Annotated in this window: 11 protein-coding genes; 2 read left to right on the top strand and 9 right to left on the bottom strand. The window is 63.8% G+C overall.

Features of this window, described 5'->3' with window-relative positions:
- The first annotated feature begins 361 nt into the window (after positions 1–361).
- Together ACO07C_RS23415 and ACO07C_RS23410 are read left to right on the top strand one after the other, a co-directional pair.
- Positions 362–1,213, top strand: coding sequence for a hypothetical protein (locus tag ACO07C_RS23415; protein ID WP_421916540.1), 852 nt, complete (start codon positions 362–364; stop codon positions 1,211–1,213).
- Between the two features lie 242 nt (positions 1,214–1,455).
- Positions 1,456–2,322, top strand: a complete 867-nt coding sequence (locus ACO07C_RS23410; protein WP_421916539.1) for a hypothetical protein — start codon at positions 1,456–1,458, stop codon at positions 2,320–2,322.
- 69 nt (positions 2,323–2,391) lie between these two features.
- Here the strand turns inward: ACO07C_RS23410 and ACO07C_RS23405 are convergent, their stop codons facing one another.
- The 9 genes from ACO07C_RS23405 to ACO07C_RS23365 form a co-directional block, all read right to left on the bottom strand.
- Positions 2,392–3,906: an aldehyde dehydrogenase family protein gene (locus tag ACO07C_RS23405; protein WP_421916538.1), complete on the bottom strand. Its 1,515-nt coding sequence runs from the start codon at positions 3,904–3,906 to the stop codon at positions 2,392–2,394.
- Between the two features lie 228 nt (positions 3,907–4,134).
- A complete protein-coding gene (locus ACO07C_RS23400; RefSeq protein WP_421916537.1) occupies positions 4,135–5,409 on the bottom strand; it encodes an RNA polymerase sigma factor in 1,275 nt (424 codons plus the stop codon).
- A complete protein-coding gene (locus ACO07C_RS23395; RefSeq protein WP_421916536.1) occupies positions 5,406–5,780 on the bottom strand; it encodes a YciI family protein in 375 nt (124 codons plus the stop codon). The genes ACO07C_RS23400 and ACO07C_RS23395 overlap by 4 nt, the downstream gene beginning before the upstream one ends.
- 109 nt (positions 5,781–5,889) lie before the next feature.
- Positions 5,890–6,969 (bottom strand): DNA topoisomerase IB, encoded by a 1,080-nt coding sequence (locus tag ACO07C_RS23390; RefSeq protein ID WP_421916535.1) that lies wholly within the window; start codon positions 6,967–6,969, stop codon positions 5,890–5,892.
- A gap of 101 nt (positions 6,970–7,070) precedes the next feature.
- Positions 7,071–8,009, bottom strand: coding sequence for a glycosyltransferase family 2 protein (locus ACO07C_RS23385; RefSeq protein WP_421916534.1), 939 nt, complete (start codon positions 8,007–8,009; stop codon positions 7,071–7,073).
- Between the two features lie 126 nt (positions 8,010–8,135).
- On the bottom strand, positions 8,136–9,020 hold the full coding sequence (locus ACO07C_RS23380; RefSeq protein ID WP_421916533.1) for a transglutaminase family protein: 885 nt from the start codon (positions 9,018–9,020) through the stop codon (positions 8,136–8,138).
- Between the two features lie 62 nt (positions 9,021–9,082).
- A complete protein-coding gene (locus ACO07C_RS23375) occupies positions 9,083–11,488 on the bottom strand; it encodes a circularly permuted type 2 ATP-grasp protein (protein ID WP_421916532.1) in 2,406 nt (801 codons plus the stop codon).
- 6 nt (positions 11,489–11,494) lie between these two features.
- The gene (locus tag ACO07C_RS23370; protein WP_421916531.1) at positions 11,495–14,854 is read right to left on the bottom strand and encodes a DUF2126 domain-containing protein; all 3,360 of its coding nucleotides are present in this window, start codon (positions 14,852–14,854) and stop codon (positions 11,495–11,497) included.
- Between the two features lie 130 nt (positions 14,855–14,984).
- Positions 14,985–16,181, bottom strand: coding sequence for an acyl-CoA dehydrogenase (locus ACO07C_RS23365; protein ID WP_421916530.1), 1,197 nt, complete (start codon positions 16,179–16,181; stop codon positions 14,985–14,987).
- Positions 16,182–16,207 lie beyond the last annotated feature (26 nt).

Below are 16,207 nucleotides of genomic sequence, written 5' to 3'. Positions count from 1 at the left end.
CTCAGTCACTCGTATCTCGAGACGGAACGCGGCAAAGCTTCGCCGCCGCGCGACGTGTGGTCGCTCGTCAATCACGGTCTTTTCGAATTCATGTTCCGAAAGGCGTGCCCCCGCCCCTTGGATGACGCGGAACCTATGCCCGCCCCCCTATGAACGTCAATTCAACGGACGGCTTTGGAATTGACTATTATTGGGAGGGGTTTTCCGAGCTATAGCAACCAGTTAGCAAGCCGCGCCATCAACCCGCCCCTTCCGGGCTGGGCCTATGGTCCGCATTTGGTACGTCTGGACACATGTGCCGATGGCTGGGAAACAGGGAACTGAACTCGGCCGTCGGAATTGAATTGGAATGCCAGGAACAATGCTGACTTGGGAAGATATTGCCGGCCATCCGGCGTTGCATCGTCAGGTCCAGGAGCAGTCGCAGGCGCTGATCCGTATCTATGAAGACAGCCCAAGGCTGGCTTCCATTTTTGCAACGCAACAACGTTGGCTGATGGGTCATGTCGGCCTTGCCATGCATTTCAGGCGCGATCCCCAAGACCGCCGCACGGAGCTGACCGTATCGCGCTTCATCAAGGTCGTGCACCGGCACGCAGTGGCCAGCCGCAACACGGCGGACGCCTTCATCAAGGAAATGCTGCATTACAACATCGCCGAATACGTCGCGGGCGGGGATGGCCGCACGCATCCCTTGCAGCCGACGGCCGCGACCATACGGACATTCACCGGCTGGGTTCTCGCGCATCTGCGCACACTTGATCATCTCGACGGAGGGAACCGCCTGGCCAGGTTCCTGGAGCGGCCCGAACTGCTCGCCAGGCTTCAGCCCCTGGTGGCCGACGGCCTGCTTGCCTCCACGCCGGTGCGCGAACCCAACCAGACCTTTTCCCTGTTCATCTGGCTCAACAATGGCGGCATCGTCATGGATTGGCTGATGTCAGGCATCGATTGCGCCCACGCCAATCTGGAACGGATTCCGACCAGCGTGGTGTCGATCGGAGATTTTGCCAGATGGCTCAAGCTTTCGCGGACCCACCTTGCCCGCAAGCTGCGGACCGCCGAAGATCTCGGCAGCATCGGTTGGCTTGGCCAGCGTGGACACTCGGTGATGTGGGTGTCGCACCGGTTCTACGAAGAATACATGACCGTTCAGGCCGCCAAGCTGGCCATTGTCGACAGCGCCTTCGAAGCCTGTTTTTCGCAGTCATAGAGACTGCTGGGGAACGCCGCGTGATGAGCCAATCCGCAACGAGGCGCGGGACGGCTCAGGTCGGGAATTACTTCGAGACAGGCAACCAGTTCTGAATTCGCCGGAACGATGATTGGCTTTTGTAACTTCGCTCCGGTTGCATACTTTCATTCCGTATCGGTTGCAGGCGTCTGGACATCGGCCCAGAAGACTGAAAATGTTATTTGGCGTCTGCGCGACGGGGGATTGGACAGCGGGGGACAATGGCGCTGACCGTGGAAGATATCGCCGGCCATCCGGCATTGTATCGCTGTGTTCGCGCCCAGGCGCGGGCGATGAACCAGATCTATGAGATAAGCCCGCGGCTCTCCTCCGTGTTCGCCACCCAGCAACGCTGGTTGATGGCTCATATCGGCCTTGCCCTGCATTTCCGGCGCGAACCCGACGACTATCGCAAGGAACTCACGGCGGCGCGCTTCATCGACGTGATCCGCCAGAATGACGTCGCGAGCCGCAATACCGCCGACGCCTTCGTCAAGGAGATGCTGCACTACAACTTCATTGAACTGCTGCCCTCGAGTCAGGACGGCCGCATCCGCCCCCTGCGGCCGGCCGCGGGCGCGCTGGAGGTGGTGGCAGGCTGGGCTCTTGCGCATCTGCGGACGCTGGACAGCCTTGACCGCGCGAGCCGGCTGGAAAAATTCCTTGCCCAGCCAGACGGTCTTGCCAGGTTGCAGCCGCTGGTCGCCGACGGCCTGCTGTCCTCCAACCCGGTGCGGGAGCCCAAGCGGACTTTCTCGCTATTCACCTGGCTCAACAATGGCGGCGTCGTCATGGATAGGCTGATCGCGAGCGTCGATCCCGATCATGCCGGCCTGGACCGGATTCCGACCGGCGTGCTCTCGATCGCGGACTTCGCGAACTGGCTCAAGCTCTCACGCACGCACCTGACACGCAAATTGCGCGACGCCGAAGAACTCGGCAGCGTCGGCTGGCTGGGCCAGCGCGGCCATTCGGTGATGTGGGTTTCCAGCGGTTTCTACCAGGAATACATGACCGCCCAGGCGGTCAAGCTGGCGATCATCGACGCGGCCTTCTCGGCCGGTTTCCCGCATTCGCGGCGCAATTAGAGAAATGATGAGCCGCTTTGGGTTGAAATGGACCGGAGCGGCCATGCCGCCGCTCCGGTCCATTGATGCTCACTCGATGTCGAAGGAAACGCCCTGGGCGAGCGGCAGCGCCTTGGAGTAGTTCACCGTGTTGGTGGCGCGGCGCATATAGGCCTTCCAGGCATCGGAACCGGATTCACGGCCCCCGCCCGTCTCCTTCTCACCACCGAACGCGCCGCCGATCTCGGCTCCCGACGTGCCGATGTTGACATTGGCGATGCCGCAGTCCGATCCGTCGACGCCAAGGAACCGCTCGGATTCCTGCAGGTCGCGCGTGAAGATCGACGAGGACAGGCCCGCCCCCACCGCATTGTGCTCGTCGAGCACCGCGTCGAAGTCGGAATACTTCATCACGTAGAGGATCGGCGCGAAGGTCTCTTCCGTCACCGGCGACACCTGTTTGGGCATCTCGACCAAAGCGGGATGCACATAATAGGCATCGGGATGGCCATTCTCGACCCGGGTGCCGCCGGTCACCTTGCCGCCATGCGCGGCGGCTTCGGTGAGCGCCTTCCGCATGGCGTCGTACGCCGCCTTGTCGATCAGCGGGCCGACCAGCGACGCGGTCTCCAGCGGATTGCCGACCGATACGCTCTGATAGGCCTTCTTCAGGCGCGGCACGAGCTGGTCGTAGACGCTGTCATGGACGAACAGGCGGCGCAGCGTCGTGCAGCGCTGGCCCGCCGTGCCCATGGCGCCGAAGGCAATGGCGCGCAAGGCCATGTCGAGATCGGCGGTCGGGCAGACAATGCCGGCATTGTTGCCGCCAAGTTCCAGCACCGCGCGCGCGAAGCGCCTGGCCAGGCGCGGGCCGACATCCCGGCCCATGCGCGTCGAACCGGTGGCCGACACCAGCGGCACCTTGGGATGATCGACCAGGATCTCGCCGACCGCGCGATCACCGATCAGCACCGAGACCAGGCCTTCGGGCGCGTCAGTGCCGAAACGCTTGACCGCGCGCGCGAAGATCGCCGCGCAGGCCAGTGCCGTCAGCGGCGTCTTCTCCGACGGCTTCCACACCACGGCATCGCCGCAGACCAGGGCCAGCGCCGCATTCCACGACCACACCGCGACCGGAAAATTGAAGGCCGAGATGACGCCGACGACGCCAAGCGGATGCCAGGTTTCCATCATGCGATGGCCCGGGCGTTCGGTGGCGATGGTCAGGCCATACAACTGGCGAGAGAGACCGACGGCGAAATCGCAGATGTCGATCATCTCCTGGACTTCGCCCAGTCCCTCGGACGGGATCTTGCCGACCTCGATCGACACCAGGCGGCCAAGCTCGGCCTTGTGGGCGCGCAGTTCCTCGCCCAGCAACCGCACCAGTTCGCCGCGCTTGGGGCCGGGCACCAGCCGCCAGGCCTGGAACGCCTTGTGGGCGCCATCGATCGCCTTGCTGGCATCGGCGGGCGAGATCGTCTTCAGCGCCGCGATCTGTTCGCCCGTCACCGGGCTGCGCACGATCAGGTCGCCACCCGCAAGCACGTCACCGGCAACACCAAGCTTGCCCAGAAGCCCGGCCGTTTCCTTCGCTATCGTCATGTTCTTCCCTTTCAGATCCCATCGCTCACAATGCATGTCGTCAAAAGTGCCCAACGGTTTTGGGACAGCGACATGCATAAACAAGAACGCTTCGGCCAAAGCCTTGGCGCATGCCTTCACAATGCCAAAGGCATGCGAGGCGTTGATGGATTGGCATTACTCGTTTGGGGGAAAGATCGCCACCCCGGCATGGTCCAAGGCCGGACGGCAGGATTGAGCCAGGCGGATTCAGCGCGCCGTCTGGATCGTGGTCCTCGCGGCACCTTCCTGCATCAGCCGGTCGATATGCATGCGGATATGGGCAGCCTCGGCGGCGGTGTTGGCAAGCGCGATGGCGCGATCGAAGGCGATGCGCGCCTCCTCGGGCCGGCCAAGCTGCATCAGCAAGCCGCCCTTGAGACCGAAGAAATGAAAATAGCCGGACAGCCTTGGCTCCAGCGGCTCGATCATGGCGAGTGCTGCCTCGGGCCCACGCACCTTGGCGACAGCGACGGCGCGGTTGAGGGTGATCACCGGCGACGGCTGCATCTGCTCGAGCAGGCTGTAGAGCAGGTCTATCTCCACCCAGTCGGTATCCTCGGCCTTTTCGGCCCGGGCATGCAGCGCCGCGATCGCCGCCTGCACCTGATAGGGGCCGGGCTTGCGGTGGCGCAAAGCCTTGTCGACCAACGCCAGCCCCTCGTCGATCATCTTGCGGCTCCACAGGCCGCGGTCCTGGTCTTCGAGCAGGACGATCTCGCCGTTCTCGTCGAAGCGGGCGGGGGCCCGTGCGTGCTGCAGAAGCAGCAGCGCCGTCAGACCCATGATCTCGGCCTCGGTCTGGAACAGCCGCAGCAACAGGCGGGCAAGCCTTATCGCTTCCTCGCACAGCGGCGCGCGCGCCGGCGCTTCGCCGCTGTTGGTCGAATAACCCTCGTTGAAGATCAGGTAGACCATGGCCGCGACCGCGGCGAGGCGTTCGGAGCGCTCGACCGCGCCCGGCGTTTCGAACGGCACGCCGGCATCGGCGATGCGCGCCTTGGCGCGAGTGATGCGCTGTTCCATGGCGCTTTCGCCAACAAGGAAGGCGCGCGCGATCTGTTTGACCGTGAGGCCGGAGACAATGCGCAACGCAACCGCGATCTGCTGCGTTGCCGGCAGGTCGGGATGGCAGCAGATGAACAGCAGCCGCAATATGTCGTCGCGATAGTGCGCACCGTCCAGCCGCTCCGCAATGTCCTCCTCGGCGTCCTCGAGATCGGAGATCTGGTCTTCTTCGGGCAACGGCGCCTGCCTGGCGCGCTTGCGCACCGCATCGATGCCGCTGTTGCGGCCGACAAAGATCAGCCAGGCGGCCGGATCGCGCGGCGGTCCGTTCTGCGGCCAGTTCCTCAACGCCTTGAGACAGGCGTCCTGAAACGCTTCCTCCGCCGCATCGAGATCACGAAAATAACGCAGCAGCGCGCCCATCGCCTGCGGACGCGCCGTGCTGATCGCCGTGCTGATCCAGGCGAGTTCGGTCATGCCGGGACCCTGGCGGGGTTGAAGATGGAGACCGGCCGTATCTCATAGGAGCCGCCGCTCGGATTGACCTCGGACAGTTCGCGCGCGAACTCGACGGCCTCGTCGAGATCGGCGCATTCGAGCGTGTAGAAGCCGAGGAACTGTTCCTTGGTCTCGGCGAACGGCCCGTCGATGACGACCGCCTCGCCCTTGACCTTCCGCAGCGTCGTCGCCGCCGTCGTCGGCAGCAGGCGCGCAACCGGACCAAGGCGGCCCGCCTGAGCGTATTTTTCCTGGACGTTGAGGAGATTGGCCATCACCTCGTCGTCCTGTTCCTTGCTCCAGGAGCAGACGACGTCTTCGGAGGCGTAGCAGAGGATGGCATAGAGCATGGTCGGTCCTTTTCTTGTCAAAGGACGAAACAGTAGGGCCGATCCCGACACCGCGTCGATAAAAAAATCATGCGCCCGAGAGGGCGTGCAGGCTCGATCTGAACTTCGGTCAACCCTCTCGCGCCATGAGCCATCTGAGCACCAGAGCCTCTTCGTCGTCGAGACCCTCTATCGACCGCTTGCGCTTGTTCGCATCCGTCATCTCGCCGAGCAATCGCCCGTCGGACCAGGCCTCGAAGACCTGCGGATGGATGTAGCATTTGCGGCAGACCGCGCGCGTGTTGCCGAGGTGTTCGGCAACCTTGTCGATGGTGCTATTCATAACCCTTTTCTGTTGCGCCCGGCTTTCAGGGCGTTCTGTCTGAGCAAACAGGGACGCGGCACGGATTGTGCCGCCCCAGGTCCGGAAGTGCTTGGAACTGAAAGACGGACCGATGGCGTCGCGGATATAGCGATTGACATCATCGGACCGCACCGGCCGCCTGTGACCGTCATCGTCAAGATACTGGAACAGTTTCTGGCCCGGCAGGTCCTGCGCGCCGCGCACGATCCGGGCGATGCGGCGATCGACCAGCTTCAGCTTCCATTCCTTGCCGGATTTGCCCTTGAAGCTAAACCGCAGGCTCGAGCCGACGACTTCGACATGGCGGTCGCGCAATGTGGTCAGCCCGAAACTCTTGTTGTCCCGGGCATAGGCTGCATTGCCGACCCGGATCATCGTGTTGTCGAGCAGCCAGACAATTGCCGCGACGACACGTTCGAGCGGCAAGCCATGGCGGCGAAGATCGGCGTCGATCCGGCGCCGCAGTTCGGGCAGACTTTCGGCAAAGGCGGTCAAGCTCGAATATTTCGCGCTATCGCGCACCTCCGCCCATTGCGCATGGTAGCGATATTGCTTGCGTCCGCGCTGATCCCGGCCGGTGGCCTGGATGTGGCCATCGGCATGGGGCGAGATCCAGACATCCGTCCATGCCGGCGGGATGACGATTGCCCTGATGCGATCGACAGTGCTTTTGCCCACAGCCCGGCCGTCGGCGGCCCTGTAGGTAAAGCCCTTTCCAGCACGCAGGCGGCGGATGCCGGGTTCCGCGTCGCTGACATAGGCCAGCGAGGCCCGCTCGGCCGAGGCTTGCGCCCCGTTGTTCGGCGCCGCATCCCCGGCGGAAGGTGGCACGGACCTTTCGAGCATCTGTCCTCCACGAGAATTTCCCATGGATAAGTTGCTTGCCGCCCGCTGGTTCCCTCGCCTCGCGAAAGCGCGTCAAGAACCATATTGTGATGTGGGGTAGACTACAGAGCACCCTGCAGGTGGACTTTCGGGATGGAGAACCGGCGCCGTGCCGCGAGCTTGAACTGATAACGCAGGCAGCGCCAGGCATCGGATCTCGCTTTCGGCGCGACAGCCGCGACAGCCAGGAAACGGGCCGCTGTCTCCAGGTCCCCCCGGGCGTAGTGGACGCGGGCAATCTTCAGGGCAACCAGCCCTTCCCTGGTCTTGAGTGCCGATTTGGGAATGCCGGAGTCGGTAAGCGTGCGCAGTTCCCGGCGCCAGTCCAGGAATCGTCTCACCGCCTTGACCGTGAAGCGATTGTCGGACCGCTCCGGCGAGACTTCATAGATCATGACGGGTTGCGAGATCATGGCAAGCGACGCCTTGCTCATCAAACGCGCCCAGAAAAGCGTGTCTTCGTCATAGGCCAGTCCAACCGGGAATCTCGTATCGCCTATGGCCGTCCGGGACGCCAGCACGCTGCCCACCGCGACCGATCGGATATCGCCTCTTACATAAGCCGAAGCGTTGGCGAGACAGGCGGACGTGTAACCGCCGGGCACCTTGATCTGCCGATCCTGGCCATTGACCCTCCGCCGGAAGCCACCGACGATCACCTGCGCCTTTGGCTGGGCTTCCGACCGAAGCAGCAGCGAACGAAGGCCGCCCTCGATATGGAGGTCGTCGGCATCGATCATGTATACCCACGGACACCGCGCCTCGGCCAAGCCGAGATTGCGGGCCGCACCCGCATCACGGCAACTTGCTGGAAGCACCCGCAGCGGAAGGCCAAGTTGCGAGGCCGCATCCTCCGCGGTCGCCGCCGTCCCGTCCGATGAGGCATCATCCACCAGCAATATCTCGCCGATAACGTCCATCTCCGCGCGAAGCGACGCCAGCGTTTTCGCTATGGTTGCTGCCGCGTCATGGGCAGGGATTATGATACTGACTGCTTTCAATACGACGAACTCCGCGTCTCCGCGTGATATACATGCGTGGGTAGTTGTGTCCCCCGTATGAATGCAGGATAGCCTTCGTACTCCATTTTGAGAAGCAATCTCTGTTCGGCCACAGCTTTCAGCACGTCACGCCTTTTCGAGCACGACGGGGATCACGTCAACCGCTTGCTCGCCCACCTGCCCACCCGTGGTTTTCAACACGCCGACAATCGGCGCCACATCGGAATAGTCGCGACCACGGCCGACGGTGATATGGTCATTGCTGGCCCGCATGCCATTCGTCGGGTCGAACTCCTGCCACCCCGCATCGCGCCCGCACCAGACTTTCACCCAGGCGTGCATCGCGTCGGCGCCTTCCAGCCTGGGCTTGCCCTTGGGAGGTATGGTGCGCAGGAAGCCGCTGACATAGCCGGCCGGAATGCCAAGACCGCGCAGGCCGGCGATCATGATGTGCGAAAAATCCTGGCACACGCCGCGCTTCAGCCGGAAAGCATCGCTCGCCTTGGTTCGAACCGTGGTCGCCTCGCCATCATAGGTGAAATCGCGATAGATGCGGTTGCATAGGTCCATTGCGGTACCGACGGTAGAGCCGCCGACACTGTCCTGTGCATAGGCTGTGATCGCGGCGTCGATGCTCGAATGAGCACTGGCCGCCAGAAAATGATGCGGCGAAGCCGGCGACAGCGACCGCACCGCGCCGATTTCCTGCCGAAGCCGGGCAATGTCGGGCGACACGTCGAGCCCCGGCTCTGGCCGCGCCACGGACACGCGCGCGCTCATCCTGATATCGAGCTCGTCATGCGCATCGCGAAAGGCGATCGAGCTGACATTGTTGCCGAAGAAATCCGAATAGTCCGAACGCTCGTTGGGGGCGGGTGCGAAGGACAGTGAGGCGGCGATGACGCGCTGCACGCCGGCAATCGTCGACGGCAATACGCGCACCTGGTGGCGGCCGCCGCCGGCCGCCGCCGCGTAGTCGTAGTGAAGATGAAGCCTGATGTCGTAAAGCATGCGCTACTTTTCTGTCCTGGCGCAGGTTCTTGTCGCAAACCTCGCGACTTTTGGAAGCCTGCCTAGCCGAAATAGGCCTTGGCGAGGCTGTTGTAGAGGCCGCCGATCTCATGGGCCAGGTCGTAGAGCGCCTTGGTCGTCATGTCCGCAGGCTCCTTGATCGCGATCTGGGTGTTGAGTTGCAGGATCTCCTTGGCCGCCGGCGACATGTGGCCCTCGCCGCCGACTGACGGCAGCAGCGCGATTTCGGCCTTCAGTCTCTCGAGCTGGAACAGGATGGAACGCGGATTGAGCGGATCGAGCGTCAGAAGGTCGATCACCGTTCGCCGCCCGGCCTGCACGGGATATTGCCGCCGATGGGTCATGACGCTGTCGCCGATCTCCAGCATCATGTCGAGCGCGCCGTCCGGCGCCTTGGCGCTGGTCAGCCGCGCCAGCGTGCGGGCGATCTGGATGCCGCGCTCCAGGCGCCGGCCAATCTCGAGGAAGCGCCAGCCGGCGAAGCGGTACATGTTCTCGTGCAACAGGCCCGAAAACCCGGCGAGCTTGCGCAAGATCACCGTCATCGCCCGGGTCGCATCGTCGCCGGGCGCGACCGTCTTTGCGAAGAGATGGATGGTCTTCGACAGGTCCTTCAGCGCCAGCCAGCCATCGGGCGAAAACCGGTCTCGTATCTGCCCGGCGCTGTAGACGGCGCTATCCAGCGTGCCGATGAGGCCCGACGGGATCGCCGAATCGACGTCGATGCCGAAGGGTTCGAGATAATCCCTGATATCGGCCAGAAGCGGCATGTTTGGATCGGAGGTCTCGGCCAGCCGCACATGATAGGCGCGCAGGATGCGCACCGTGTCTTCCGAGCGTTCTATGTAGCGGCCAAGCCAGGTCAGGTTCTCGGCCGCGCGGCTCGGCAGGCTGCCCGGCCTGGTGCGGGTGAAGCTGTCGCCCTCTTGCGGCAGCAGCGTCTCGCGTTCCACCGGTCTGTCGCTGACCACCCAGACATCCGCGGCGTGCCCGCCGCGCTGCATGGCGATGGCGGTCGGATCGAGAGACAGGCCGACGCGGGCAAAACCGCCCGGCATCACGGTCCATCCCGCCGGTGTCCTGGCAAGGTAGACGCGCAGGCTTGCCGGCCGAGGCTCCAGCCTGCCGTCGGCATAGACGGGCGTCGTCGAAAGCGTCACCGCCTCCTGGCCGACGAAATCGCCGCCGCTTCGCTCGATCCGGGCAATGAGTTCGGCGCGTTCCCCGGGCGACAACGCGGAGCCAAGACGCGTGTTGTCGTCATCCTCGAAGGCAAGCCGGGTCGACAAAGCAGGGCCGATCACCATGCGGTCGAGATGGGCCAGCACATGCGCACGTTCCGTCTCCTGCCCGCACCACCATGTCGCGACGCTCGGCAGCAGAAGCTCCTCGCCTCGCAGTTCGCGCACGATCTTCGGCAGGAAGGCGAGCAGGGCGCGGGTTTCCATCAACCCCGACCCCAGCGCATTGACGGTTGAAACCGTACCCTGGCGGATCGCCTCGACGAGCCCCGGCGTGCCGATCTGCGAATCCGGTCGCAGTTCGAGCGGATCGGCGAAGGCGGCATCGAGCCGCCGCCACAGCACGCTGACCGGCATCAACCCGGATACGGTGCGCACCATCAGCCTGCCATCGGAAACGGTCAGGTCTTCGCCTTCGAGCAGCATGATGCCGAGATAGCGGGCGATGTAGGCGTGTTCGTAGTAGGTTTCGTTGAGCGGTCCGGGCGTCAGGATGGCAACACGGCCATCGGATGTCTGCGCCATGCCGATCAGCGCGTCGCGGAAGCGGCGAAAGAAGCCGGCAAGACGATGCACATGCATCTCGCCATAGATGTCGGACAGCGCACGCGTGGTGGCGACGCGGTTCTCCAGTGCGAAGCCGGCTCCGGACGGCGCCTGTGTGCGGTCGCCCAGCACCCACCACTGGCCGTCAGGCCCACGGCCAAGCTCGAAGGCGCAGAAATGCAGGAAGTACCCACCGGCCGGCATGGTGCCGACCACCGGCCGCAGATATTCGGGACTGGCTGCGATCAGCCCTGCTGGCAGGATGGCTTTCTCGATAAGCCGGTTCGGCCCATAGATGTCTGCGAGCGTCTCTTCGAAAAGTTCGGCTCGCTGGACGAGACCGGCGCTGATGCCAGCCCATTCCTCTTCCCCGATAAGCACGGGAACATGCGCAAGCGGCCATTCCCGCTCATTGGCCCCGGCCTTGTCATAGACACGGTAGTAGACACCGGCATCGCGCAGATACTGGTCGGCACGGGCAAAGCGCTGGCCAAGTTTGTCCGGCCCCATCCCCTCGAGCGCTTCGATGAAATGCTTCCAGACGGGGCGCGGATTGCCCTGGGCATCGACCATCTCGTCGACGACGCCATCAATCGGCCGGTAATGCTCCAGCAGATTGTGCGGCTTGCCGCGTACTCTCTTCTGATTCCCCTTTGCCATTGTCGATCAGAGTCTTGGAGGCCGCCTCAGGTCAAGGGTCATCGGGAAATCTTCAGCGGGTTCTTCGTTGCGCGGCACATAACCGGACGGCGTATGGCCACGCGGCTCGAAGCGGGCGAGCCGCCGCGCCTCGGCTTCGTTGCCATTGACCGGAAAGGTGTCGTAGCTGCGGCCGCCGGGATGGGCGACATGATAGATGCAGCCGCCGACCGCGCGGCCCGACCATCGGTCGTAGATGTCGAACACCAGCGGCGTGTTGACGGGAAGCGCGGGATGCAGGCCCGACGAGGGCTGCCAGGCCTTGAAGCGCACGCCCGCGACCGCGACCTCACGATTATCCGTCACCTTCATCGGCACGATGCGGCCATTGCAGACGATGGCGTGGCGCTCGGGGTTGAGACCTTCCGTCTTGACCTGCAACCGCTCGACCGAAGAGTCGACGAAGCGCACCGTGCCGCCGATCGCGCCCTGCTCGCCCATGACATGCCACGGCTCAAGCGCCTGGCGCAGTTCCAGCTTGATGCCGGCATGCTGGACCTCGCCGCAGAACGGAAAGCGGAATTCGAGCTGGGCGTCGAACCATTCGGGGCGGAACTCGAAGCCGTTGAGCTTGAGGTCATCGAGCACCTCGAGGAAATCCGCCCAGACATAGTGCGGCAGCATGAAACGGTCATGCAAGGACGTGCCCCAGCGCACGAAGCGACCATCAAGCGGGTTTGTCCACGCCCGGGCGATAATTGCGCGTACCAGGAGTTGCTGCGCCAGGCTCATGCGCGCATTGGGCGGCATCTCGAAGCCGCGGAACTCGACCAGCCCCAGCCGGCCGGTCGGCCCATCCGGCGAAAACAGCTTGTCGATGCAGATTTCCGAGCGATGCGTATTCCCGGTGACGTCGGTCAGGAGATTGCGGAACAGCCGGTCGACCAGCCACGGCAACGGCGCATTGCCTTGATCGGGATGCGGCACCTGCGCCATCGCGATCTCAAGCTCGTAAAGCGAATCGTGACGCGCCTCGTCGAATCGCGGCGCCTGGCTGGTCGGGCCGATGAACAGGCCGGAGAACAGATAGGACAGCGACGGACGCCGCTGCCATTGCAGCACCAGGCTCTTCAACAAATCGGGGCGGCGCAGGAACGGGCTGTCATTGGGCGTGGCGCCGCCGACAACGACATGATTGCCGCCGCCAGTGCCGGTATGGCGGCCGTCGATCATGAACTTGTCGGCGCCAAGCCGCGTCTGCCGCGCCTCCTCGTAAACGGCTGTCGTCGTCGCCACGCAGTCCTGCCAGTTGGCGGCGGGATGGATGTTGACCTCGATGACGCCAGGGTCGGGCGCGACGCGGATGACATTGAGGCGCGGATCGTGTGGCGGGCCATAGCCTTCGATATGCACGGGCAGTCCGATCGCGCGCGCCGCATTTTCCGCTGCGGCGACGAGTTCGAGATAATCCTCAAGCGCCTCGACCGGCGGCATGAAGACGCAGAGCCGCCCGTCGCGCGGCTCGACGGAAAGCGCGGTGCGCACCGCACCGCCAATCTCGGTGATTTCCTGCTCGACCCGATCTTGCTGGCCGGTCGCCGCGGTGAAGGATACCGCCTGCTGGCGGCGTGCCATTTCGTCAGCGCCTTCCAGTTCGGCTGGAGCGGCCGTGGGCAAAATGGCCTCGCGCACCGGCAGTGGTCCACGCGGCAGCGACGGATCGACCGGCACGATGTAGGGGAATTGCGCCGGCGGCACATAGGGCAGCGTGCCCAGCGGCAAGCGGTAGCCGACCGGCGAATCGCCGGGCACCAGGAACAGCCGGCCGCGCCGCGTCTTCCATTTTTCCGAGCGCCAGCGCGGCCCCGACGCCTGGCTGTTCCAGCGTTGCACCGGCAGCACATAGCCCGACGGCTTCGTCAGCCCGCGCTCGAACACCCGGGCCATGCGGCTGCGTTCTTCCGGGTCTTCCAGCTTTGAATTGGACGGGTCGACATTCTCGGGCAGCTTGCCTTCCTTGAGCAGCCATTCGGCCGGATCCTCATAGGCCTCGCTGACCATGGTCTTTTCGATGCCGAGTTCGCCGGCGATCGCGGTCAGCAGGCTTTCGGCCTGCTTCGGGCCGACATCGGCGGAGCTTTTCTCCCGCGCGATCAGCGACGGGTCGCTCCACACCGGCTCGCCATCGGTGCGCCAGTACAGCGAAAAGGTCCAGCGCGGCAGGCTCTCGCCCGGATACCATTTGCCTTGGCCATAATGCAGGAAACCGCCCGGCGCGAAGCGCTCGCGCAGCCGGCGGATCAGGGCATCGGCCTTTTCGCGCTTGGTCGGGCCGACGGCGGCTGTATTCCACTCGGCGGACTCGAAATCATCGATCGAAACGAAGGTGGGCTCTCCGCCCATTGTCAGCCGCACGTCTTCCGCCTTGAGCACCGCATCGACCTTGTTGCCGAGCGCATCGAGCGCGTGCCAGCTCTCATCGGAGAACGGCTTGGTGATGCGTGGATGTTCGGCGATGCGGTCGACCCGCATCTCGAAGCCGAACTCGACATTGGCAAAGCTCGCCATGCCGGAAATCGGCGCCGCGTTGCGGAAATGCGGCGTCGCCGCCAGCGGCACATGGCTTTCGCCGGTAAGCAGGCCTGAGGTCGGGTCAAAGCCGATCCAGCCGGCGCCCGGAAGATAGACCTCGCACCAGGCGTGCAGGTCGGTGAAGTCGACGGCTGTTCCGGCGGGACCATCGAGCGCGACAAGGTCCGGCTTCAGCTGGATCAGGTAGCCGGAGACAAACCGCGCGGCGATGCCGAGATTGCGCAGGATCTGCACCAGCAGCCAGCTTGAATCGCGGCACGATCCCTTGGCGGCGGCCAGCGTTTCCTCCGGCGAGAACACGCCGGTTTCCATGCGCACGATGTAGGCGATCTCGCGTTGCAGCCGGGCATTGAGATCGACGAGGAAGTTGACGGTATTGGTCGGGCCGCGATCGATCGTGGCCAGGAACGCCGACAACAGCGGCCCAGCCGGCTCCGGCGTCCGGTAGATCGTCAAATCGTCCCTGATGTCTTCGGGATATTCGAACGGAAAAATCTCGGCCGACGGTTCGACGAAGAAATCGAACGGATTGTAGACCGTCATGTCAGCGACGAGATCGACCTCGATCTTCAGTTCCGTCACCGGCTCGGGAAAGACGAACCGGGCGAGGAAGTTGCCGTAGGGGTCCTGCTGCAGATTGACGAAATGGTTGGCCGGCTCGACTTTCAGCGAATGGCTGAGCACCTTGGTACGGGAATGCGGCGCCGGTTGCAGCCTGATGACCTGAGGGCCGAGAACCACAGGCCGGTCGTATTTGTAGTGTGTCAGGTGATAGATGGCTGCCAGAATTGCCATGGGGCCCCGGAATTCAGCGTTTCAAAGGAACTCGCCGGACCCTGACACAACTAGCAGCCGTTCTCCAAGCAGAGATGTTGCGGTGCACCTAATTTAACCAGCTACCGAAGCCTCAGCAGCGACCAAAGCGTCAAAAGAACGCCTGTATCCCAGTCTGCGCGCGGCCAAGGATCAGCGCATGCACGTCATGCGTGCCCTCATAGGTGTTGACGGTTTCCAGGTTCTGCGCGTGGCGCATGACGTGGTAGCCGATCTGGATGCCGTTGCCGCCATGCATGTCGCGGGCCTGGCGGGCGATGTCGAGCGCCTTGCCGCAATTGTTGCGCTTGACGATCGAGATCATCTCCGGCGCCATCTTGCCCTGATCCATCAGCCGCCCGACGCGCAATGAAGCCTGCAGGCCCAGCGCGATCTCGGTCTGCATGTCGGCGAGCTTCTTCTGGTACAGCTGCGTGCCGGCCAGCGGCTTGCCGAACTGCTTGCGGTCGAGGCCGTACTGGCGGGCGCGGAACCAGCAATCCTCGGCAACGCCCATGACGCCCCAGGAAATGCCGTAGCGGGCGCGGTTGAGACAGCCGAACGGCCCCTTCAGGCCCGACACGTTGGGCAACAGCGCATCATCGCCGACCTCGACACCTTCCATCACCACTTCGCCGGTGATCGAGGCGCGAAGGCTGAGCTTGCCGCCGATCTTCGGCGCCGACAGTCCCTTAATGCCCTTTTCCAGCACGAAGCCGCGGATATCGTCCTTGCCATTCTCGCCCTTCAACTTCGCCCACACGACGAAGACGTCGGCGATCGGCGCGTTGGAGATCCACATCTTCGAGCCGGTGAGCTTGTAGCCGTTGGCGGTCTTTTCGGCGCGCGTCTTCATGCCGCCCGGATCGGAGCCGGCATCCGGCTCGGTCAGGCCGAAACAGCCGATCCATTCGCCGCTGGCGAGCTTGGGCAGGTACTTCTTGCGCTGTGCTTCCGAGCCATAGGCATGGATCGGGTACATCACCAGCGACGACTGCACCGACATCATCGAGCGGTAGCCGGAATCGATGCGGTCGATCTCGCGTGCCACCAGCCCGTAGGTCACATAGTTGGATCCGAGCCCGCCATATTCCTCGGGGATGGTGATGCCGAGCAGGCCGGCCTCGCCCATTTCACGGAAGATCGAGGGATCGGCGGTCTCGTTGAGATAGGCCTGCTCGATTCGCGGCGCGAGCTTGTCGGCGGCAAAACTGGCCGCCGCGTCGCGCATCATGCGCTCGTCTTCCGACAACTGGTCCTCGAACAGGAACGGGTCTTCCCAGACGAATGCATTCTTGTCGCCGGCCATGGCTCTCTCCCAAAACTCATGCATGT

Source organism: Mesorhizobium sp., assembly GCF_965229135.1.
GTDB lineage: Bacteria > Pseudomonadota > Alphaproteobacteria > Rhizobiales > Rhizobiaceae > Mesorhizobium.
The sequence above is the reverse complement of the archived record's forward strand: the minus strand, read 5'-3'. Positions and strand labels throughout refer to the sequence as shown.